Annotated in this window: 21 protein-coding genes, 2 riboswitches and 1 other annotated feature; of the genes, 19 read left to right on the top strand and 2 right to left on the bottom strand. The window is 43.8% G+C overall.

Annotation, left to right across the window (positions count from 1 at the left end; genetic code table 11):
• Window positions 1-44 precede the first annotated feature (44 nt).
• The 14 genes from AF333_RS28375 to AF333_RS28310 all read left to right on the top strand — a co-directional run bounded on the left by AF333_RS28375 (window position 45) and on the right by AF333_RS28310 (window position 14564).
• Entirely contained in the window at window positions 45-1031 is a 987-nt protein-coding gene (locus AF333_RS28375) for an iron-hydroxamate ABC transporter substrate-binding protein (RefSeq protein WP_043067204.1), read from the top strand.
• Between the two features lie 20 nt (window positions 1032-1051).
• Window positions 1052-2059, top strand: coding sequence for a FecCD family ABC transporter permease (locus tag AF333_RS28370; protein ID WP_043067205.1), 1008 nt, complete (start codon window positions 1052-1054; stop codon window positions 2057-2059).
• Window positions 2052-3074, top strand: a complete 1023-nt coding sequence (locus tag AF333_RS28365; protein ID WP_043067206.1) for a FecCD family ABC transporter permease — start codon at window positions 2052-2054, stop codon at window positions 3072-3074. The genes AF333_RS28370 and AF333_RS28365 overlap by 8 nt, the downstream gene beginning before the upstream one ends.
• A 107-nt stretch (window positions 3075-3181) precedes the next feature.
• Window positions 3182-3430: a binding site (T-box leader), on the top strand.
• Between the two features lie 65 nt (window positions 3431-3495).
• Window positions 3496-5043 carry a 2-isopropylmalate synthase gene (locus AF333_RS28360; protein ID WP_043067207.1) on the top strand — a complete coding sequence of 516 codons (1548 nt, stop codon included), beginning with the start codon at window positions 3496-3498 and terminating at the stop codon, window positions 5041-5043.
• Window positions 5044-5409: 366 nt separating this feature from the next.
• A complete protein-coding gene (locus tag AF333_RS28355; protein ID WP_043067208.1) occupies window positions 5410-5952 on the top strand; it encodes a helix-turn-helix domain-containing protein in 543 nt (180 codons plus the stop codon).
• A 34-nt stretch (window positions 5953-5986) separates the two neighbouring features.
• Window positions 5987-7093: an ABC transporter ATP-binding protein gene (locus tag AF333_RS28350; protein ID WP_043067209.1), complete on the top strand. Its 1107-nt coding sequence runs from the start codon at window positions 5987-5989 to the stop codon at window positions 7091-7093.
• A complete protein-coding gene (locus tag AF333_RS28345) occupies window positions 7083-7874 on the top strand; it encodes an ABC transporter permease (RefSeq protein ID WP_043067210.1) in 792 nt (263 codons plus the stop codon). Before AF333_RS28350 ends, AF333_RS28345 begins: the two co-directional genes overlap by 11 nt.
• 10 nt (window positions 7875-7884) lie before the next feature.
• Complete coding sequence (locus tag AF333_RS28340; RefSeq protein ID WP_043067211.1) at window positions 7885-8688, top strand: ABC transporter permease; 804 nt, start codon at window positions 7885-7887, stop codon at window positions 8686-8688.
• Window positions 8685-9758: an ABC transporter substrate-binding protein gene (locus AF333_RS28335; protein ID WP_043067212.1), complete on the top strand. Its 1074-nt coding sequence runs from the start codon at window positions 8685-8687 to the stop codon at window positions 9756-9758. The genes AF333_RS28340 and AF333_RS28335 overlap by 4 nt, the downstream gene beginning before the upstream one ends.
• Window positions 9759-9999: 241 nt before the next feature.
• Window positions 10000-10192: riboswitch (cobalamin riboswitch) on the top strand.
• A 319-nt stretch (window positions 10193-10511) separates the two neighbouring features.
• Window positions 10512-11564, top strand: coding sequence for a FecCD family ABC transporter permease (locus tag AF333_RS28330; protein WP_052812209.1), 1053 nt, complete (start codon window positions 10512-10514; stop codon window positions 11562-11564).
• Window positions 11561-12361, top strand: coding sequence for an ABC transporter ATP-binding protein (locus tag AF333_RS28325; RefSeq protein WP_043067213.1), 801 nt, complete (start codon window positions 11561-11563; stop codon window positions 12359-12361). Before AF333_RS28330 ends, AF333_RS28325 begins: the two co-directional genes overlap by 4 nt.
• A gap of 56 nt (window positions 12362-12417) precedes the next feature.
• A complete protein-coding gene (locus AF333_RS28320) occupies window positions 12418-13431 on the top strand; it encodes an ABC transporter substrate-binding protein (protein WP_043067214.1) in 1014 nt (337 codons plus the stop codon).
• A gap of 9 nt (window positions 13432-13440) precedes the next feature.
• A riboswitch (cobalamin riboswitch) is annotated at window positions 13441-13639 on the top strand.
• A 138-nt stretch (window positions 13640-13777) separates the two neighbouring features.
• Complete coding sequence (locus AF333_RS34020) at window positions 13778-13957, top strand: hypothetical protein (RefSeq protein WP_043067215.1); 180 nt, start codon at window positions 13778-13780, stop codon at window positions 13955-13957.
• A 19-nt stretch (window positions 13958-13976) separates the two neighbouring features.
• Complete coding sequence (locus tag AF333_RS28310) at window positions 13977-14564, top strand: GNAT family N-acetyltransferase (protein WP_052520753.1); 588 nt, start codon at window positions 13977-13979, stop codon at window positions 14562-14564.
• Between the two features lie 106 nt (window positions 14565-14670).
• Here the strand turns inward: AF333_RS28310 and AF333_RS28305 are convergent, their stop codons facing one another.
• Window positions 14671-15603, bottom strand: a complete 933-nt coding sequence (locus AF333_RS28305) for an LCP family protein (protein WP_043067216.1) — start codon at window positions 15601-15603, stop codon at window positions 14671-14673.
• Window positions 15604-15819: 216 nt separating this feature from the next.
• Here AF333_RS28305 and AF333_RS28300 point away from each other — a divergent pair, with 216 nt between their 5' ends.
• From AF333_RS28300 to AF333_RS28280, 5 genes are all read left to right on the top strand, one after another.
• The gene (locus AF333_RS28300; RefSeq protein WP_043067217.1) at window positions 15820-17304 is read left to right on the top strand and encodes a class I SAM-dependent DNA methyltransferase; all 1485 of its coding nucleotides are present in this window, start codon (window positions 15820-15822) and stop codon (window positions 17302-17304) included.
• A complete protein-coding gene (locus AF333_RS28295; protein WP_043067218.1) occupies window positions 17297-18634 on the top strand; it encodes a restriction endonuclease subunit S in 1338 nt (445 codons plus the stop codon). Before AF333_RS28300 ends, AF333_RS28295 begins: the two co-directional genes overlap by 8 nt.
• Window positions 18631-19605, top strand: a complete 975-nt coding sequence (locus AF333_RS28290) for a helix-turn-helix transcriptional regulator (protein ID WP_043067219.1) — start codon at window positions 18631-18633, stop codon at window positions 19603-19605. The genes AF333_RS28295 and AF333_RS28290 overlap by 4 nt, the downstream gene beginning before the upstream one ends.
• A gap of 90 nt (window positions 19606-19695) precedes the next feature.
• Complete coding sequence (locus AF333_RS28285; RefSeq protein ID WP_043067220.1) at window positions 19696-20211, top strand: DinB family protein; 516 nt, start codon at window positions 19696-19698, stop codon at window positions 20209-20211.
• A 198-nt stretch (window positions 20212-20409) separates the two neighbouring features.
• Window positions 20410-21018: a YdcF family protein gene (locus tag AF333_RS28280; RefSeq protein WP_052812205.1), complete on the top strand. Its 609-nt coding sequence runs from the start codon at window positions 20410-20412 to the stop codon at window positions 21016-21018.
• 108 nt (window positions 21019-21126) lie between these two features.
• Here AF333_RS28280 and AF333_RS28275 read toward each other — a convergent pair whose 3' ends face one another.
• Window positions 21127-22062: a hypothetical protein gene (locus AF333_RS28275; protein ID WP_043067221.1), complete on the bottom strand. Its 936-nt coding sequence runs from the start codon at window positions 22060-22062 to the stop codon at window positions 21127-21129.
• Window positions 22063-22149: the final 87 nt, after the last annotated feature.

The raw sequence follows: 22149 nt of genomic DNA, 5'->3' as shown, positions 1-22149 counted from the left end.
TATCAATTAATTATAGGACAGCCGGGAGGAGAACTGTAAAGAAGATGAAGAAGAAATATATGAGTTTCGGTCTTATTGCTTTATTGACTTTAATGTTGACAGCTTGCGGTACGAATAATGAAGCGTCAACGACAAACGTAGCAGGGAATACAGCGGAAAAGAAAGCAGGTGAAGCTGCATCGAAGGAAACAAGGACCATTCATTACCTAGGCAAAGAATATACTGTTCCTGCAAAGACGGAGCGAATTGTAATTGCCGGTAGCATGGAATCGATGGAAGATTCAGTTGTGCTTGATGTTCAGCCGACTGGGGGCATTACTGTAGGTGGAAAATTCCCGCCTATCTTTGCTAAAGTTACAGGCTCTACTGTACCGATAGGAGAGAAAATGCAGCCTAACATCGAAGCAATCCTGAAGCTCAAACCGGATGTTATTCTGGGAAGCACCAAGTTTCCTGCGGATGCCGCAGAAAAATTCAAGAAAATTGCCCCTACAATTCTTGTTTCCCATGTATCTGCCAATTGGGAAGACAACCTTCGTTTGCTGGCAGAACTGACTGGTAAACAAGAGAAGGCAGAACAAATCTTGCAGAAATATAAGGACGATGTTGCATTGGCCAAGACAAAGTTAGGAGAAAGCATCAAGGATAAAAAAGTTGTCGTCATCCGACTTAGAAGCGGTAATATCAACATTTATCCGGAAAAGGTGTTCTTTAATTCTTCGTTATATGCGGATTTAGGATTTACTGCACCGAAAGAAGTGAAAGCTGCTAAAGCACAGGAAATGATTTCACTGGAGAAGTTCAGTGAAATGAATCCGGATTACTTGTTTGTACAATTCTCTGGAGATGAGAATAAAGATCATCCGAAAGCGCTGGAAGAATTGCAAAACAATCCGATTTGGCAGAGCATCAATGCAGTGAAAAACGGCAAAGTATTCGTCAATGTTGTCGATCCGCTTGCACAGGGCGGTACAGCATGGAGTAAAATCAACTTCCTGCAAGCGGCTGTTGAGAAGCTGTCCAAACCATAATACAGGGTGAATAGAACGATATGCGACTAAGAGCTTCTTTGCCGGTTATTATTTTATGTGTTTCACCGCTTATCATTATATTCACGATTCTGCTGTCTATTCTTTACGGAGCAAAAAACATAGATGCGGACACGGTTTGGGAAGCGATTTTCTTTTTCGACCCAAGTAATGTCAATCATCAAATTATAATGCATTCCCGTTTGCCGAGGGCAATCGGAGCGCTTTTAATCGGTGCATTTCTGGCTATATCTGGAGCTCTGATGCAGGGGATGACAAGAAATTATCTTGCATCCCCTTCTATTATGGGGGTTTCTGATGGATCGGCTTTTGCCATTACGTTCTGTATGATTTTTATACCGAACGCCTCTTCTTTAGATATGATAGTGTATTCGCTTATCGGTTCGGCGTTTGGTGTAGGTGTTACGTTTGGGCTGGCCTCGCTTTTACCGAACGGAATGTCCCCGGTACGAATGGCGATTATCGGAGTTATTATTGGAACGTTTTTGAGCAGCGTTTCAGCGGCGCTGGCCTCGTATTTTCAGGTCTCACAAAGTGTTAGCTTTTGGTATAACGCCCGCCTGCATCAAATAAATCCAGATATGATAACACTTGCGATTCCTTTTGCGATAGCTGGCATTGCCATGGCGCTTTTCATTTCCCGCTCGATTACGGTTCTGTCGTTAGGTGAGGAGATGTCTATTAGCCTTGGGCAGAGAACATTGCTTGTAAAATTGATTGCTACTGCTTCCGTTGTCATTCTCACTGGTATTTCCGTTGCTTTGGTCGGAAAAATCGGATTTGTAGGTCTCATTATTCCTCATATCACTCGATTTTTAGTCGGTATTGATTACAGGCGAGTTATACCGTACGCAGGCATTCTTGGTGGAATTTTTCTGTCGTTATCCGACATATTGAGCCGGTTCCTGAACTATCCTTTTGAAACGCCGATCGGGGTGGTTACTTCTCTGTTTGGTGTTCCTTTCTTCCTCTATTTAATTCGAAAGAGGGGAGGGAAAAAGCATGCATAAGGACTCGGCAAGAAGGTATTGGACGGTTTTGCTCGCAAGTTGCGGAACCATTCTGGCTGTAGCGTATATCAGTTTGACGAATGGTATATTTGATATGACGGTTGCCGATGTAATGAGGACCCTTCTCCGAATTCATCCGGTTCCGGAGCATGATTTAGTTATCTTTGACTTTCGCCTGCCGCGGATTGTCATTGCTGCTCTAGTTGGCTTGGGGCTTGGTGTGGCAGGAGCCGCCATTCAAGGGATAACGAGGAATGGACTGGCCGATCCGGGTATTTTGGGAATCAATGCGGGAGCAGGAGCTGCTATTGTCATTTTTATGTTTTTCTTTGAAGGACAAATAAGTGGTACAGGATGGTTATCCGTCATGGCGAGACCGCTGTTTGGTCTAGCTGGCGGCCTGGGAGCGGCACTTCTTATCTATATTTTTGCGTGGAGAGGAGGGAAGCTGGACCCCCAGCGTCTCATATTAGCAGGGATTGCTATCGGTTCCGGGTTTGGAGCCTTATCTTTGTATCTGTCATTAAAAATGAATGCGCAGGATTTTGAGATGGCAACGGTATGGCTGACGGGAAGCATCTGGAATGCGAACTGGGATTATATCGTGTCTATGCTGCCGTGGCTTTTGATTTTCGTTCCGGTTATTATGAGAAAATCCACTATTCTTGATTTGTTTCAATTGGAGGAGAATAGTGTGAAGGGCCTTGGAGTTGCTACGGAAAAAGAAAGAAGCATATTGCTACTAAGCAGCATCGGAATCGTGAGCGCATGTGTTGCTGTTTCGGGAAGCATCGGGTTTGTCGGTCTGATTGCTCCCCATATCGCCAGGCGTCTGGTCGGTATCCATCATTATCGGGTCGTTCCCCTCTCCGGAACAATCGGCATGTTGCTGGTCATTGTCTCCGACTTTATTGCCAAAACTGTTTTTGCTCCGGCAGAACTGCAGGTAGGAATCGTTATTTCAATCATCGGGGTTCCTTATTTCGTATACTTGCTGTTTAAAGCGAGAGCATAGAAGAGAATATGAATGATATGAATACGATAAAGTGTAATCGTACATTTTTAATTGGTGGGAAGTGTTGACAAATAAAAATGAACAATGTAAAATTTGTGAAAATATGATCAATAGCTAAGAAGAGGAGCAAGATGAAGGCTCTTATATACAGAGATCGATACATTTGCTGAGAGTATCGTTATTAACCGTCATCGACTCGCCTCAGAGCTGATTCTCTGAAATTAAGTAAGAGAAGACGATTAACACCCGTTATCGTGTTTGAGTTGAGCTGATACTCATAAAGGCCGTATGCTGTGAAGCGTATGGCGAATAAGGGTGGTACCACGTTAGGAAATAGAACTCCTGTCGTCCCTTGTGCTTTTGCACAAGCCGGATGATGGGAGTTTTTTATTTCATATAACAATATGAAGGAGGAACTCGTATGAGAAAAATCCATGTGTTTGATACGACACTAAGAGACGGAGAACAGTCTCCTGGTGTCCATCTCACAACGGATGAAAAGGTGAAAATCGCCTTGCAGCTGGAGAAGTTGGGAGTGGACCGAATTGAAGCAGGTTTTCCGGCTTCATCACCGGGAGAGATTGTCAGTGTGAAAGAGGTTTCCAGAGTAGTAAAAAATGCAAGCATTGCCGCTTTGTCGAGGGCGAATCAAAAGGATATTGAAGCTGCAAGAGACGCGTTAAAAGGTGCTGCAACACCTTGCCTACACATCGTTCTTGCAACTTCACCCATACATCGTAAATATAAACTAAATATGACCAAGGAGCAAGTTTTAGAGGCGGCAGAATCATCGATTCGCTATGGAAAAAAATATTTTAACGAGATCGAGTTTTCATGCGAGGACGCTAGCCGGACCGAAATCGAGTTTCTTTATGAAATCGTTCGTACGGCGATTAAAGCGGGAGCAACCGTCGTTAATCTCCCGGATACAGTCGGATATGCGTCTCCTGAAACGTTCGGCCATATGTTTAAGCAAATAAAAGAAAACGTTCCTGGAATTGAAAAAATCTTATTAAGCACCCATTGCCATAACGATCTTGGGATGGCGACGGCTAATACATTGGCGGCAATTTATAACGGTGTTGACCAAATCGAAGGCACCATTAATGGCATCGGTGAGAGAGCGGGAAATACCGCGATTGAGGAAGTGGCATTGGCCCTTGAAACAAGAAGTGATGTATATCAAGCAAAAACCTCTCTCGTGTTAAACGAAATATATGCAACAAGCCGCATGGTAAGCAAGATGACCGGAATGATGGTACAGCGCAATAAAGCCATTGTCGGGGACCATGCCTTCTCTCACGAATCCGGCATTCATCAAGACGGGATGCTGAAGGAACCAACCACGTATGAAATCATTCGTCCGGAGACTATCGGCATTGCCAGCAGTACGCTTGTATTAGGCAAGCACTCGGGACGCCATGCACTGAAGGAAAAGATTAAAAGCATGGGCTTTGATTTATCGAAGGATGAAATCACTGCTGTTTTCCATGAATTTAAAAATTTAGTTGATAAGAAGAAATACGTTGTAGATGAAGACATACGTGCATTGGTCGATCAGCAAATGGTCCATGATACCGAGGGCTTTTCGTTGACGGATATCTCAATTGTTTATCCGAATCAACAGGCTGAAGTGTCTGTTACTTTGGAAGATAGGACTTCTAACGTATATGAAGCTACAGTTCAGGGGAACGGAGCGATTGATGCGTTGTTCCAGGCGATTGATCAGGCGATCGATACAACATTTTCGTTGGAGGACTACACAATCCGTTCAAATACCGCAGGCAAAGATGCACTAGGAGAAGTTTATGTTGTGCTGGAGAAGGATGGAAGAGAAGTGCAGGGAAGAGGCATTGATACAGATATTATAAAAGCGAGTGCACAGGCATATATTAAAGCTATCAATCGCTACTACGAGAATCGAGAGAAGCAGCAGGTCGGTAGCAGCGACTATTCATTCACCATCTAGTATAGCAAAGGGGCTGACTCATAGTGTTATGAGTCAGTCTTTTTTTTATGGGAAACCATAGAGCAAATAGATGTATTATATAAAATTTTTTGATTGAAGTTTCATAACAATCATGTATAATATTCTAGGTTGAAAGTAAACTTATAGTTTTGTAAAAGTAAACTTTATAATTAAAAGTTTACTCATTTTAATAGATAAGGAAGTATATGTCGCTATAAAGGAAGAAAGTGACATATTGTTTCTTCTGCTCGTATCACTTGAAAAACTCGCCTGAAGTGACACAAAGCGACCGTTTGGCCTCGTCGTGGAAAAAGGACGAGCGGTAACGCCCGCGAGTTTTTCTTAAACAAAATTGAGGGTCATATGATGCAAATCGGAAAAAAGATTAAAAATTTACGTTTGAAAAAAGGGTTAACGCAAGAAGAACTTGGTGAGCGTACAGATTTAACGAAAGGGTATATATCACAGCTCGAACGTGACTTAAGCTCTCCTGCACTCGAAACGTTTTTCAGCATTCTGGAGGTACTCGGCTGCACTCCCAAGGAATTCTTCGATGAAGAAGAACGGGAGCAGAAGGTCGTATACGGGGAAGATGACCAGACTGGCTACGTCGACGAGGATCGCGGCTATCATATTCAATGGCTCGTTCCAGAATCGAACGAGAAAGAAATGGAGCCGATCAGGCTAACTCTTCAGGCAACCGGCGAATTCAAGCAATTTGAGCCCTCTCTTTCCGAAACGTTCGCCTATGTATTGAGTGGGCGTATTATTGTCCGACTGGGCAGACGAACGTATTATGCAGAAGCCGGCGAAGCTATCTATTTCCATGCATCGGATGAACATCAAATTATTAACGACTTCGATGGACCATCAGAGCTGCTCCTGGTCGCTACCGAGTCTTATTTATAATCTTATTCTACCCATTTGTTAAGGGGGGCTATTGATGGCAGAACATACGATTATTCGCTTTGAACAGGTTACAAAACAATACGATGATGATCCGGCCGTATTGGATAATGTTAGCTTTGAAATTGAACGCGGGAAATTCTATACCTTGCTCGGTCCTTCGGGTTGCGGTAAAACGACGATTCTTCGTCTGATTGCTGGCTTTATGGAGCCATCCGAAGGGAAAATTTATTTTAACGGAAACGTGATTAATAACGTGCCTGCCAATGAACGTCAGGTGAATACCGTATTTCAAGATTATGCGCTGTTTCCTCATTTAAATGTATTTGAGAATGTGGCGTTCGGCTTGCGCATTAAAAAGATGAAGAATGCCGCCATTACCGAGAAGGTAAAGGAAGCCCTTCGTTTCGTTAACTTGGATGGTTACGAAACAAGGGAAATCAGGGAGATGTCCGGCGGGCAACGCCAGCGTGTAGCCATTGCACGGGCGATCGTTAACGAGCCGGAGGTTATCCTTCTGGATGAACCGTTATCTGCCCTCGATTTGAAGCTTCGGACGGAAATGCAGTATGAATTGCGTGAGCTACAGCGCAGTCTTGGCATTACGTTCATTTTCGTTACGCATGATCAGGAAGAGGCACTAGCTATGTCAGATGAGATTTTTGTCTTGAATAAAGGGAAGATCCAGCAGAGTGGAACCCCGACAGACATCTATGATGAACCGATTAATCGTTTTGTCGCAGATTTCATTGGAGAATCTAACATTATTCCAGGCAAGATGATTAGAGACTTCCTAGTAGAGTTCGATGGCAAGCAGTTTGAATGCGTGGATCAGGGCTTTAATCCAAACGAGTCGATCGAGATCGTGATTCGTCCCGAAGATTTGGAGATTACCGGACGTGAGCAAGGAAAACTTCAGGTGCGTGTCGATTCCCAGCTTTTCCGTGGTGTTCACTATGAGATTTGCTGCTATGATGCGGAAGGAAACGAATGGCTTGTTCATTCAACGAAAAAGGCTACAGTGGGTGATGAGATAGGCCTTTATTTTGATCCGGAAGCCATCCATGTTATGCGTTTTGGAGAAACGGAAGAAGAATTCGATAAGCGTCTTGAAGCGTATGATGAGGGCAGCCATGGACAATAAAACACGTAATATTTATCTCATTCCGTACGTTTTATGGATTGTTCTGTTTGTTATTGCGCCGGTTCTCCTTATCCTTTATTATTCTTTTTTTAATGTTGAAGGTCAGTTTACGTTTGAGAATTACGAGAAATTTTTCACTCCGGTTTATTTGAAGATGACTGTAAGTTCGTTCTGGTATGCCTTTTTAATTACGGCTTTTTCCTTGCTTATCGCCTATCCGACAGCGTATTTGCTGACGAGAACAAAGCATAAACAGCTGTGGCTGTTGCTTATTATTTTACCATCATGGATTAATTTGCTGCTTAAAGCTTACGCATTTCTCGGTATTTTTGGTACATACGGACCGGCGAACGCACTGCTGGAAGTGTTCGGAATCGGAACACAGCAAATTTTGTTCACCGACTTCAGCTTTGTTTTCGTTTCGGTGTACATTTTTATTCCGTTTATGATATTACCTATTTTTAATTCGCTGGAAGAGTTAAACCCGTCTTTTATTGATGCGGCGCGCGATCTTGGGGCATCGGCGTGGACAACATTTCGACGCGTGATTTTCCCACTGACACTCGATGGGGTGAAATCAGGTTGCCAGGCGGTCTTTATACCGGCATTATCTTTATTTATGATTACCCGCCTGATTGCAGGAAATCGTGTGATTACACTTGGGACTGCGATTGAACAGCATTTTCTCGTCACGCAGGATTGGGGTATGGGATCAACCATTGCCGTCTTTCTCATTATTGCGATGGCGATTATTATGATTCTAACAGGAAATCGGAAGTGAGGGGTGTAGTATGAAAAGAAATGGAAAGCTCTCGAATATTTACCTGTTCATCGTCTTTATCATCTTATACGCTCCGATTTTCTATTTAATGTACTATTCCTTTAACAGTGGCGGCTCTATGCATGATTTTGAGGGCTTTACACTTGAGTGGTATAAAGAGGTGTTCCAGGACACACGTTTATTGATTATCGTTTTGAATACGTTTGTTATCGCGCTTCTATCGGCAGCTATCTCCACCATTTTAGGCGTGCTGGGAGCTCTGGCGATTATGTACGTCAGAAGGCGACAAGTAAAAAATACGCTGCTTACGCTAAATAACGTGCTGATTGTAAGTCCTGACGTTATTATCGGGGCTTCTTTCTTAATTTTATTTACTATTATCGGAATTAAGCTTGGATTCACTTCGGTGCTGCTTTCCCATATCGCATTCAGTGTACCAATTGTAGTCATTATGGTATTGCCGAAATTACAGGAGATGAGTCCGACGCTGATTGATGCGGCACGAGATCTGGGGGCAAGCCGCTGGGATGTTCTATCCAAGGTTATTCTGCCCTTTATTACTCCAGGGATTTTTGCCGGGTTCTTTATGGCTCTTACGTATTCGCTCGATGATTTTGCAGTGACCTTCTTCGTTACGGGGAATGGCTTCTCTACATTGTCTGTCGAGATTTATTCACGGGCACGGCAAGGGATTTCTTTATCGGTTAATGCTTTATCCACGCTCCTGTTCTTATTTACCATTGTGCTTGTGATCGGCTATTACTTTATTAATCAGAAAGGCAGCCGAGCAAAAGGAATGGGGGTTAGAAAATGAAACAGCTAGTTCGTATGTTTCTTTTGATTTTCATTGTTTCTTTTGCCCTAATGTATGTCGTTTCTACTCTGAATTCGACGCAAGGTTACTCAGGGAAAAATACGCTAACCATCTATAACTGGGGAGACTACATTGATCCGGACTTGATCAAGCAATTTGAAAAGGAGAGCGGCATTAAAGTCATTTACCAAACATTCGATTCAAACGAAGCTATGATGACAAAAATCGCTCAAGGAGGAACCACTTTCGATGTGGCGGTTCCTTCCGAATACGCGATTAGCAAAATGAAAGAAGAGAATCTGCTTCTTCCGCTGGATCATTCAAAGCTTCCGAATCTGAAGTATATTAATCCGCGCTTTATGGATCTATCATTCGACAAAAAGAATACATACTCGATTCCTTATTTCTGGGGTACTGTAGGAATCGTGTATAATCCCGACATGCTTGATGGTAAGAAACCGACAAGCTGGAATGATTTGTGGGATGAGAATTTGCGTAATCAAATCTTGCTTGTGGATGGTGCACGTGAGGTAATCGGCATGGGCTTAAATAGCCTCCATTATTCGTTAAATGATACGAACGAGGAGCACCTACAGGAAGCAAAACAAAAGCTCAGTACCCTTACACCTAACGTGAAAGCCATTGTTGGGGATGAGATTAAAATGCTTCTGGCGAACGAAGAGGCTGCGGTCGGGGTCGTCTGGTCCGGGGATGCTTCTGAGATTATGAGTGAAAATGAAAAACTTGATTATGTGGTGCCTGAGGAAGGATCGAACTTATGGTTTGATAATATGGTGATTCCAAAGACAGCAAAGAATCTGGAAGGTGCCCATCAATTTATTAACTTTATGCTGGAGCCAGAACATGCGGCACAAAACGCTGAGTACGTCGGCTATTCTACGCCGAATGAAAAGGCGCTAGAGTATTTGCCAGAAGAGATTGCCGGAGATGAGCGATTCTATCCAGATCCGGAAATGACTAAAAAGCTGGAAGTATATGAGAACCTCGGAAAAAGAATGCTTTCTCATTATAATGAGCTGTTTCTTGAATTTAAAATGCATAAAAAATAATATAGAGTAATAACGAGACTGACGAATGGTATAAATAAAATGCCATCCGTCAGTCCTTTTTAAAGGATGACCTTTGAAACCACGTACTTTGATTTATTCAATTTTTGGACAGAAAATCATGAAGAATAGCGTACTTGGAACAGTGATTGACGCTTGTTGTATTCTTTGTGTCGTTGCGGGAGCGGATAGAAGAAAGGTGTAGCTTAAAAGTTCATTGTATTATATCCTAGAGATAACAATATTTTCATATGTGCAGCCAGGTGCCCTTGTAAAAGCAAGGGGTAACAGGGAATCGGGTGAAAATCCCGAGCGGTCCCGCCACTGTAACCGAGGAGTTCTCTCTCATTGACATGTCACTCGATTAGATAATTGGGGAAGACGAGAGAGTACCATGAGCCGGAAGCCAGGAGACCTACCTAGCTTGCTTACACCAGAAAAACCTTCGCGGAAAGGAAAGGTGTACGAAGAGTGGAATAACAGCCTATTTTTTATGCATGTTGTCTGCAAATTTGTACGCAAAGCCCCGTCCGTCAGGATGAGGCTTTTTTTAATGGATAAGCAACAATATGTCACTATAAAGTGAGAAAGCGATATATCGTTGCTTCCGATTGTATTACTTGAAAAACGCACGAGGCGCGTGCCAAACTTTCCTTTTTCTTAACATCAATAGCATGCAAGGGAGTGAGGTATATGAGGAATGCATACAGCATGAGAATCATGCAGGCTTTCAGAAAAACGGGAGTGCCTTTCCGAATGCAAAAGCTGTGGTTGCAGCTTATTCTTCTATCGCTTACCGGAATCCTTCTATTAACGGTAACGTTGGCAGTTATGCTCGGCCCTGTCCCCATTTCTCCCCTGACAGTGTGGAAGATTATATTATCACACCTTCCGTTCATTGGAGATAGGATCGAGCCAGATTGGAGTAAGGCGCAAGAAAATATTATTTGGGGCATTCGGCTTCCGCGTGTACTATTGGGAGCCATAGCTGGAGCTGGTCTTGCTGTCGTCGGAGTGGCGATTCAGGCATTAGTGCGTAATTCGCTCGCTGATCCGTATATCCTTGGCGTCTCCTCCGGTGCGTCTGTTGCGGCTACATTGGTCATCCTTTTCGGAGCTTTCTCGTTTCTGGGGCAGTATGCTTTATCGATCGGGGCCTTTCTTGGAGCTCTTTCTTCCATAGCTGTTGTATATATCCTTGCCCAGGTTGGAGGCAGGATGAATGCTACGCGTTTGCTTCTGGCGGGAGTATCCGTATCGATGATTTTGTCTGCTGTTACTAGCTTTATTGTGATGATAGCACCGAATGAGAAGGGAATTCGGGACGCTATGTTTTGGATGATGGGTAGCTTCTCCGGAGCAAAATGGGGGAATCTCACCATACCGGGTTTTGTCGTACTTGTCGGATTTGTGTTTTTGCTGGTACAACATCGTTCACTGAATGCTCTGCTAATGGGGGAGGAAACAGCTACAACACTCGGTATAAACACGGATGCCTTTCGAAAGCTATTGGTTATCGTCCTCTCGCTTTTAACAGGTGCGATGGTTGCTGTGAGCGGCTCCATCGGATTTATCGGCTTAATCATTCCTCATATGGCACGTTTCGCCGTTGGTTCTGACCATAGGCGGGTTCTACCGGTAAGCGCATTGTTTGGGGCAATTATGGCGATTTGGGCAGACGTATTTGCCCGGTTGGTGCTAGCTCCTCAGGAATTACCGGTTGGAGTAGTAACGGCATTGTGTGGCGGACCGTTTTTCATCTGGTTACTTAGGCGGAGCGCTTATTCTTTTGGAGGAGGAAATCGATAATGCTGACAATGGAAGACGTCTCCTTTAGTGTACTGCAAAAGCCGATTATCCGAGATATTTCTCTTCGAGTTTCCACAGGACAATTCGTCGGCATTATTGGACCGAATGGCAGTGGCAAGTCAACGCTGTTAAAAACATTGTACCGCGTTTTGCAGCCGGATGAAGGTATGATTGAACTGGACAAGCAGGACTTGCATCGGTTGCCTTCCAGATATGTCTTTCAAAGAATGGCGGTAGTCAGTCAGGAGACATCCCAGACGTTTGATTTTTCGGTTGAGGAAATGGTGGCGATGGGACGTACGCCACATAAGCGGACATTTGAATCGGATACGGATGAAGATCGAACGATTGTGGAGCAGGCGTTGGTTCGCGTTGGTATGAAAGAATATGCAGAACGGAGCTTCATGAGCTTATCGGGAGGAGAAAAGCAACGTGTCCTTATCGCAAGGGCTCTTACTCAGCAGGCGGAAGTCATCATTCTCGATGAACCGACGAACCACCTGGATATTCGCTACCAGCTTCAATTGCTAGATCTACTTAAGAATCTTGGTATTACAGTTCTGGCATCTTTGCATGATCTGAATCTTGCATCGGTCTATTGTGACTATTTATATGTCATGCAGGATGGACAGATTGTAGCAAAAGGAACACCGGAGGATGTATTGACCAGAGAAGTGGTGAGAGAGGTATTTGAGGTGGAAACCGACATTATGATTCATCCCGCAACTGGGAAGCCACATGTAACCTTTTTATCTGAGCGAATCCGAACGAATACAGAGCATCGCTTTAAAGAATAGCTGGCGTACATTGTTTTGGTTATACACAATTTTTAAGAGGATGAGGAGTTTTACACATGAAAATGATACATAAGTTTTCCCTTATACCTGTATGTTTGCTCATAATGATTATCTTATCTTCCTGCAGTAGTACGGGGGACAGCTCCCAGTTCACTCATGTGACTGAGAATAAGGTGGCCGCGAAGGATACCAAGCCTTACGAAAAAGTGGTCATAAATAATATGGGACAGACGGTGACCTTTACTGAGCCTCCGAAACGAGCAGTTACGTTGAATCAGCATGTAACTGAAATTATGCTTGCTTTGGGATTACAAAACTCCATGGTAGGTACTGCCTATCTCGACGATAAAATCCTGCCGGAGCTTCAGAATGCTTACTCGAAAATTCCTGTGCTGTCAGACAAGTACCCTTCCAAGGAAGTATTTATGGCGGCAGAGCCTGATTTCGCCTATGCTGGTTGGAAAAGCGCCTTTACAGAGAAGTCATTAGGAACGGTTCAAGAATTATCGGAAAGTGGAATTAAGACATACGTTCAGGAATCTTCTACTATGGCAGCACCTGATTTAGAGGATGTTTACAAAGATATTCATACCATCGGACGGATTTTTAACGTCGAGTCCAAAGCAAACGAAGTCATTGGCAAGATGAAGCAGGACATCGAACAGATTACAAAGCGAATCGGCCCGATTGAAAAGCCGCTTGCCGTTTTTATTTATGACAATGGAGAAGATATAGCCAAAACCGCAGCGAATAACTATATGACGAAGCTTATAAGCATGGCAGGCGGGAAGAATATATTTGATGACATACAGCAGGGGTGGGCTGATGTAAGCTGGGAGGAAGTTGTAAACCGCAATCCAGAGGTTATTGTAATTGTTGATTATGGGAATAAAACAGTAGAGCAAAAAAGAGACCTGCTGCTTGCCAAAAAGGAGCTTTCCAATATTTCTGCGATTAAAAATAAAAGATTCATTACCCTGCCTCTCTCGGCAGTATCTGAGGGTATCCGAGCGCCTTATGCATTAGAAATGCTAGCAAAGGGATTCTATCCTGATAAGTTTAAAGAGTAAAGCTGACAATTTCATATATCGCTTTATGGTGCATGTAGCTTATTACTTTACATGCTTAAAAGGGAAGTCCGGTGAAAGTCCGGTGCGGTCCCGCCACTGTAAACGAGGAGCGACTCTTGTAAACCACTGTTCCACCTCGCTGGAATGGGAAGGGAAAGAGAAGCTGCGATCCGTAAGCCAGGAGACCTGCCATGAAGAAGGCACCGCGGAAACCACGAGGATGGGGAGGTGTTCGACAGATGGACATATATCCGGGTATCAGAAAATGACACGGGAGCACCGTCTGATTTGAGCATCTTTTCTACACGAAAAGATGTTTTTTTCATATGAAAAAGGAGGAGAGAATATGCATCAACTGTTCAGAGAAGGCATGCAAGTAGAACGGTTTGACGGGATGAGAGGACAAATACTCGGGATGCATGAGCTTTTTCTTATTGTACTATGGGAGAATTATCAATTGGGAGAGTATCATCTTTGCGACGATATACCCCCGTATTATTTCTATCCTATTGACAATGAAATATAAAAAGGGGAGAGGGATGTTAATGGTAAGCGAAAGTACGAACATTGAGTTGCTTTCCTTATTTTCAGCGCAACAATTGCTGTATCCGCTTCATTCTGGCTTAACATGTTTCGGCGGGCCTGATGAACAGTATTCTCGTCTACAGGGATTGCTTGCAGAGCCGTATACACAGGTCTGCATCGCCATTCATGAAGAAGAGGTGATTGGGTACGCTACGCTTTTGTCGCCTGAACCTGTGGAGCGGTGGTCTTTATTGTCTTATGTTCGTGTGATGGGAGTTCTGGAGGTGTCCCCTCCTTATCGTGGCCAGCAGATCGCCCGCTCTATTCTGCAACGGTTGTTCCGTGATGACGAGGACATCGAGAGAAGGATCGTGCTTGCTTTCGAATATTACTGGCACTGGGATTTGAAGAATAGCGGGTTGGATGTGTATGAGTATAAAAGTATGCTCAAGCAGCTACTCATGTCTTCGGGAATGGAGGAGGTATATCCAGACGATCCTGACATTCATGCCCATGCTGCCAATTTTGCCATGGCGCGTATCGGTCGAGAGATATCAACTGAACAAATGCAACGTTTCTTCTATATGGTAAACCCACGGATATGGTAAATGTGAATCTTAGGGGCGGTAGCTTGCTACCGCCCCTAAGAACCCAGATAAGTGCAACTAACTATCAGTGGGAGATAAGGAAAGTCCAACTGATGGAAGTTTTGCTTTATAGTGATTCGTCCTCTGACTTTATATGCAATAGCTCCTGTAGGTACTTCTTTGTTTTCTCGATTTTCGGATCAATAACCTTAGCTCCGCGGATCGTTTTCTCCTTTAATATAGACGATGGCGGGATTTGTCCCGTGTTCAATTCACTCCACTGTACTTTATAAGCAAGGGAAGCCAAGCGAAGCATATCGTGCGAATCCATATTGGTTGTAAGATATGGAGAGATTTCCTCCAGAATTTTTGGTACCTTAAAAACGGTTGTACCGTTTTTGGCTTTCTCGGCAAGTGCCTTTAAGAATTTGCGCTGACGTTCTGTACGTGTATAGTCTCCTGTTGCATCGTGGCGGAACCGTACGTACTGTAGTGCTTTACGTCCGTCCAGGTGTTGTTGGCCTTGCTTTAAAACAATGTCATAATATCCGTTGTTCTCATATAAGTAATACTCCATATCTTTCTCTACATACAAATCAATGCCTCCAAGCGCATCTACAACTTTTTCGAAGCCCTGAAAATCAGTAGTAAGGTAATAATGAATCGGCAGACCGGTTAGCTTTTCTACGGATTGGGCCATAAGCTCCGGGCCTCCCAGTGCGAAAGCCGTATTAATCCGGTTCGATTTGTGGCCCGGTATCTTTATCCACGAATCGCGTAGAATGGAGAACAAATAAGCTTGACCGTTAACAGGATTGATATGGAGTAGCATGATAGAATCGGAGCGGCCAGCGTCCTCTCCGTCTCTCGTATCCGCTCCCATGAGCAGGATATTTACAGGCTCTTCGCCTTGCCATTCAGGAAGAGACGTAGATGTATGCGAATCATGGTTGATGTTCTTCGAGAAAGATTGAAAAGCGTATACATAATAGCCGAAGGCGGCAAAAACACTGAAAATGGCGAGCAGTAGGAAGGAAAAGAATATCTTTTTTATGCTCATAATACTATCTAAATCACCCTTTCATCCCGGTTTGTTGCATCAGGGAAAAACTATTCCTCGTAATGTATGATAACAAAGTAGGACTCCCATGCACAGGAAAAATTGCAGTTATGTCTGTAGCCTTGAGCATGTTGTGTACGAAAGAAGAGAGAGATAGTAAAGTTAATCTATATAGGAAGCTAATAAAGTAAAACGCCTATAAAGGAGCAAGCATAGATGACAAACCGGGAAATGGTACAAAAACTTTGGAATTTATGTAATGTGCTACGGGATGACGGAATTACGTATCATCAGTACGTTACGGAATTAACCTACTTGTTATTCCTAAAAATGATGAAAGAGACCGGACAGGATTATATGATCAAAGAAATATATCGTTGGGATTCTCTAATATCAAAAGACGGCATTGAATTGAAAGAGCATTACCGACGATTATTGCTTGACTTGGGGAAGGCTGAAAATTCCCTGTTAAAAGAAATTTATACTGGTGCGGCAACACATATTAGCGAGCCGAGGAATCTGGCAAAAATCATTGCATCGATTGATGCTCTCGATTGGTATAGTGCAAGGCAGGAAGGCCTGGGAGATCTATATGAAGGGTTACTAGAGAAGAATGCGAATGAGGTGAAGGCAGGTGCAGGCCAATATTTCACCCCGCGCGTACTCATCGATACGATCGTCAAACTGATAAATCCAAAAGCGGGCGAGTGTTGTCATGACCCTGCAGCAGGCACATTCGGCTTTATGATAGCAGCGGACCGTCATGTTCGTAGTCAAACAGCTAATTATTGTGAGCTATCCCAGGATGAAGTGCGATTTCAGAAGTATAAAGCGTTCTCCGGCATTGAACTTGTAAAGGATACGCACCGGTTAGCGACGATGAACGCGCTACTGCATGATATTCATGGTGAACTTACCCTGGGAGATGCACTTTCCCCCCAAGACGATCCCTTACAAAAATATGATGTTATTCTCACGAATCCTCCTTTCGGTACGAAAAGGGGTGGAGAACAGACGACGCGGCAGGACTTTACATTTCCAACGTCAAACAAACAATTGAACTTTTTGCAGCATATTTATCAGTCGCTAAAAGCAAACAAAAAAGCACGTGCAGCCGTCGTTTTACCTGATAGTGTGCTGTTTGAAGGCGGCGTAGGTACAGAGATACGACGTGAACTGATGAATAAGTGTAATCTGCATACTATTTTGCGATTGCCGACAGGTATTTTCTATGCACAAGGTATAAAGACAAACGTCTTATTCTTTACTCGCGAGAAGGAAGAGATGGGCGGTACAACTGAAGTATGGGTATATGACCTGCGGACGAATATGCCTTCGTTCGGAAAACGAAATCCGCTAACAGAAAGTCATTTTGACGGGTTTGTTCAGGCGTATACAGCTGATAATCGCCATGCGGTTGAAGATGAGCGCTGGAATATGTTTACGCGGGAAGATATTGCGAAAAAAGGCGACAGCCTTGATATCGGACTGATTGTCGATGAGTCGCTGTCCACCTACGGCGATTTGCTTGATCCGATTGATTCGACGGAGGAGGCAGTAGATAAGCTGAAACAGGCGATTTCTTTATTGAATGAAGTAATTGCCGAATTGAAATCGGTAGAGGAGCCGACCTCGCGTCTGAGGGCTTGCCCACAAGAAATGAGAGTTGCTGTAACCTCCGGGGTGATAAGCAGTGAGTAAGGCTCGAAAGATCATTGAAGAAAAGTGGGAAGACGCATGGCTTCCAGAAGAAGAAAGACCATATGAAGTGCCCGAGAATTGGGCATGGTTTCGCCTAGGCTCCCTTGTGAACATAAAAGCAGGGAAAAAGGATGCAAGCCATGGGAACAAGGAAGGGGCGTATCCTTTTTTTACCTGTGCAGCTGCTCCTATCAGAAGCGATACGTATTCATTTGAAGGTGAAGCGGTTTTGCTGCCGGGTAACGGGGCAAATGTAGGGTTAGTTTTATATTATAATGGAAAATTCGAAGCATACCAGCGTACGTACGTGTTAACAAGCGAAAAGGTCTCTATGAAGTACGTATACTATCATCTGTTACTTGAATGGAACCGGCATAATAAAGATAAACAATTTGGTTCTACGACGAACTATATTAAGCTAGCAAACATACAGGACTATAAGCTACCTCTCGCTCCTCCAGGTGAACAAAAACGAATTGTAAAGAAGGTGGAGAGACTTTTTGTGAAAGTGGAAGAGGCAGCGCAAATAATTGAGGAAGTAAGAGAGTCGGTGGAACTTCGCCGGGCGTCTATTTTAGATCGGGCATTTCGGGGAGAGCTGAATACGAATCTGTCAGAAGAGAAGAGTGTACTTGAGACTGTCGGACAATGGATAAAAGCGGAACCGGTTTCGGAAAATACACAGCCATATCATATACCGAAAAATTGGGCTTGGCTCCGCCTGAAAGACTTCTTACCACCGATGGTATCGCGCGATCCAGCGAAGCTGCATTGTAAAGAGTTTCTATATATAGATATCGATTCGATTGACAACCGTAAGTTTACAATAAAAGAACCGAAGTTAATTGATGTATCTGAGGCACCGAACAGAGCTAGGAGAGCCGTACATCAGGGAGATGTTATCATCTCTCTGGTACGTCCGTATCTCATGAACGTTGCACAAGTGCTATCAGATGATCCGGCGCTGGTCGCCTCAACGGCATTTTATGTATGCAGGAAAAACAAGGTCGTCCAGGCGGACTATCTGTATTATTATTTGCTGGCACCTTCTGTGACGAATGAGTTAAATATAAGGGCGAAGGGGCATAACGCTCCTTCGGTCAGAAATAAAGAGTTTCTAGAGCTGAAAATACCAGTGCCACCGGTAGAGGAACAAGAACGAATCGCAAAGAAAATAGCGAAGCTACTGAATGCTTTGAGTCAAGAGGTGCATATTATCTCAGAAGTTGAAGAAAAGTTGGACACCGTAAAGCAGGGGATTCTTAACAAAGCTTTTCGCGGGGAGCTTGGAACCGACGAGACAGAGAGGGGAAGCGAGGAGAAACGATGAATCGAACGGATAGGTTGTTGGCGATTATGCTGGAGCTGAGAACGCGTGATTTCTGTCGGGCAGAGGATTTGGCGGAGAAGTTCGAGACATGTAAGCGCACGATATACCGGGATATGCAAGCGTTAAGCGAATCAGGTGTTCCCCTCACGGCAGTACCAGGAAAAGGATACTCTCTGATGGAGGGATACTTTCTTCCGCCTATCCGTTTAAAGCCGGAAGAAGCGATGACCCTGCTGCTTGGAAGTGGTTATGTTGAACAAAATCTGGATGGGGAGTTTCGGCAGCATGCGCGAACGGCGCAGGAGAAACTGGAAGCAGTCTTGCCTGCTAGTCAACAAGAAGAAGTAATTCGTCTCAAGGAGACCGTGCGATTCCTTCCAGGTTCCTTTTTTCCGGAAGCCCAAGCATACGCGGATTATGAAAGTAAATTGGTTTCTTTACGTACAGCTATTATGGGGAAGCGGACGGTTTCTTTTGGCTATAGAAAAAAATTTGAGCAGAATAATTTGCAATCTGGGAGACGGACGGTTCATCCGTACGGATTGGTTAATATCTCGGGTATCTGGTACCTAGTGGCGTATTGCCTGTTGAGAAAGGATATTCGTCATTTTCGTCTGGAACGGATGGACGGACTCATATGTGAAGCAGAAACATTCGAAAAACTGGATGGCTTTGAGTTGCAAAAGTACATACCCGACCAGGATATGCCGTTCTCTATTCATGTCATATTTGATGCATCAGTGCAGGATAGAGTGATGGAAACACGTTATTTCTACCTCCATACATACAAGATGAAAGAGGACGGTCTGCATGTCACACTTCAGGTACGGCAAGCAGAAGAGGTATTCCATTGGTTGTTAAGCTGGGGCAGTAAGGTGAAAGTTATCGAGCCACAATCTCTTGCGGATAGGATTAGAGAAGAGGCTGAAGCGATGCTTGGAATTAGACAAAAAAGTATAGAAAGCTGCTGACATAATGGTGTCAGTAGCCCTCCGGTATAGTAGTCTCATAAGCAAAGTAAGTGAGACTAAATTCCAACAAACCAAAGGAGACGGAAAAAAATGAATACAAAAGATACATTACGAACGTTTGAAGAAGTGGCGGGGTATTATATTGCTGAGCTGGATAATTATTCGCCTGAGAAATTCAGACGTAAGCCGTCTGCGGAGGAATGGTCATTAAGCCAATTGTATAATCATCTCATTATGGCCGCTTTTCACATGCAGATCAAAGCGATAGAAGAGTGTGAGCTGGGGCGCTCGGTATCCGATGGCGAGAAAACAGAGGCTGGGGCAGCTGTATTCGCAGCAGGCGCGTTTCCGCCCATCAAAATTAAGGTACCAACTAGACCCGGATATACGCCTGATTATTCCACCGATAAACAGGAGATTAAAGGGCGGATGCTACAGGTCATTGATGAAATGCGGAACGTGGAGCGACGGTTGGCTAGTATTCCTGCAGACAGAAAAATTGAACATCCAGCCTTCGGCTGCTTGAATGCGGTAGAATGGTTCCAGCTGGTACCGATGCATTTTACTCATCATTTAAGGCAGAAGGAAGCGCTTGAAGCATTGTAAGATGCTAAGAGCCTGGCAAAGTACTAAACTTCTTAGCATGACGAATATTGGATAAGAGCAGTAAGCGTTTACTGCTCTTTTTTTATGCCCAGTATTGATTTTAAATTAGTAGAGGAATTGAAAAACATTGTAAGCCAGTTTAAATTGTAAATAATAGCGGCATATCATACAAAATGCGGACAGGTGGGAACAGAGGAGATGTGGCAAACAGAAAGAGTACGTGTAAGTGAAAAGCGAAAATCGATGAGAAAGAGGGCGTTAACGTTGATAGGAGTTCTCTTGCTGCTTCCGATATGCTATGTTGTTGGGGCGCATGCGGCTATTATGTATACGGCTAGGCAGCAACCGCAACCAGGCTCTGAGTATATGATTATTCTTGGAGCTGCTTTGTGGGGAGATAAGATGTCGCCTTCGCTTCAATATAGGATGGATGCAGGACTAGCTTATCTGAAGCATAATCCGCATACGAAAGTCATTGTCTCTGGCGGACAGGGCGTGAATGAAGATTTTCCGGAAGCGGTAGCTATGCAAAAATTCTTGCTTGCGAATGGCATTGCAGCACAGCGGATTTTAGTAGAGGATAAAGCTAGATCGACAGCAGAAAATATTCGATTCTCCAGACCGTTGATGACTTCGGATCAAGCTGTACTTGTGACGAACGATTTTCACACGCTACGCGCCAAGCTGTTGGCTGAACGTGCCGGTATCAAGGCACAAATCCTTGCTGCACCGACACCGGATTCGGTAAAGGTAAAATTGTTCGTACGTGAATATGTGGCGCTTATAAAGTCATGGTGGTTTGATTAACAATGTTGATACGGCTGCCGTTCTTATCCTATGATATGGTCAAGAAAAGAGTAAAGGGACGTTCTCCATGTAAGAGTGTCCCTTTACGTTTTGTTATATAAATAGAAGCTACAATTTGAAATTCTGCACTTTGGTCAACCGAAGCTTGCTGCCTTTTTTGTATTTAGGCGCACCAGATTCGAATTGGATGTACAGATATTTTCCGTTTTGAGCTATATTTTGCGAGAGTGGCGGCATTGTAATCGAAGACTTTAGGCGGGATTTACTAAGATTCCAGTTTGGTACTTTTTTTCCGTTTATTGTTCTGTTCCCGTCAGCTTTAGCCTCCAATACATTCTTATAGCGCAGCAGCTTACTGTCGTTTGCCCGGCCGTATGATTGGCTAAGAATAATTTCATTATCACGTACGGCGATTCCCTGAATGTAATGGGGAATAGTAATGGAATAGTTTGGTGTATTGGATACAGGCAAATCGGTTTTGCTGTCAAGCTTATAGCCGACGACATGGCTGGTCCCTTTCTTGACGAAAGTACCCACCCAGAGCACTCCGTTGGAATAGCTTGTAAAGGAAGCTTTAGTTGGCGTGTTAAACGTAGCATCGAATATAAGCTTAGCATCATCTTTGCTTTTCAGCACTTTATTCAAGCTTAGACGGCGCAGCTTGCCTTCGGAAGAGATCCAGACGTGCTTCCTGCTAGCTGCGACTCCTCCGGCATGGCCAGTGTACGGTTTGTTTTTAGCGGAATAGAGAAGCACATTTTTCTCGAACTTCTTTTTGCTTGCATTCGAAATAGAGATGGTCGCCGGTTTTTTATCATCGCGGTAATGGGACATTAAAATCTTGTCGTGATCTTTTACATAAGCAATGCCCTGCGGTATATAACCTTTGGTTAAACCAGGGATACTCACGCCTGGCACAACCCTGGACCAGAAAGTTTCATAACTGCTTTTCGCCTGAACCTGAGGAGCCGTAGTTACGGTAAGGCTTACAAAGCTTAAGGACAACACAAGCATGAAGGAAACCAATATGCGCAGCTTTTTCAATGTATTTTCCTCCTTGTTTTTCCTTTTCTACAAAACTGTATATGATTTGAATAGATGTTTCCACAAGGTTGTCAGAAAATAATAAAT

The organism is Aneurinibacillus migulanus, assembly GCF_001274715.1.
GTDB classification, from domain to species: Bacteria; Bacillota; Bacilli; order Aneurinibacillales; family Aneurinibacillaceae; genus Aneurinibacillus; species Aneurinibacillus migulanus.
This window is presented reverse-complemented; position numbering and strand designations above follow the sequence as displayed.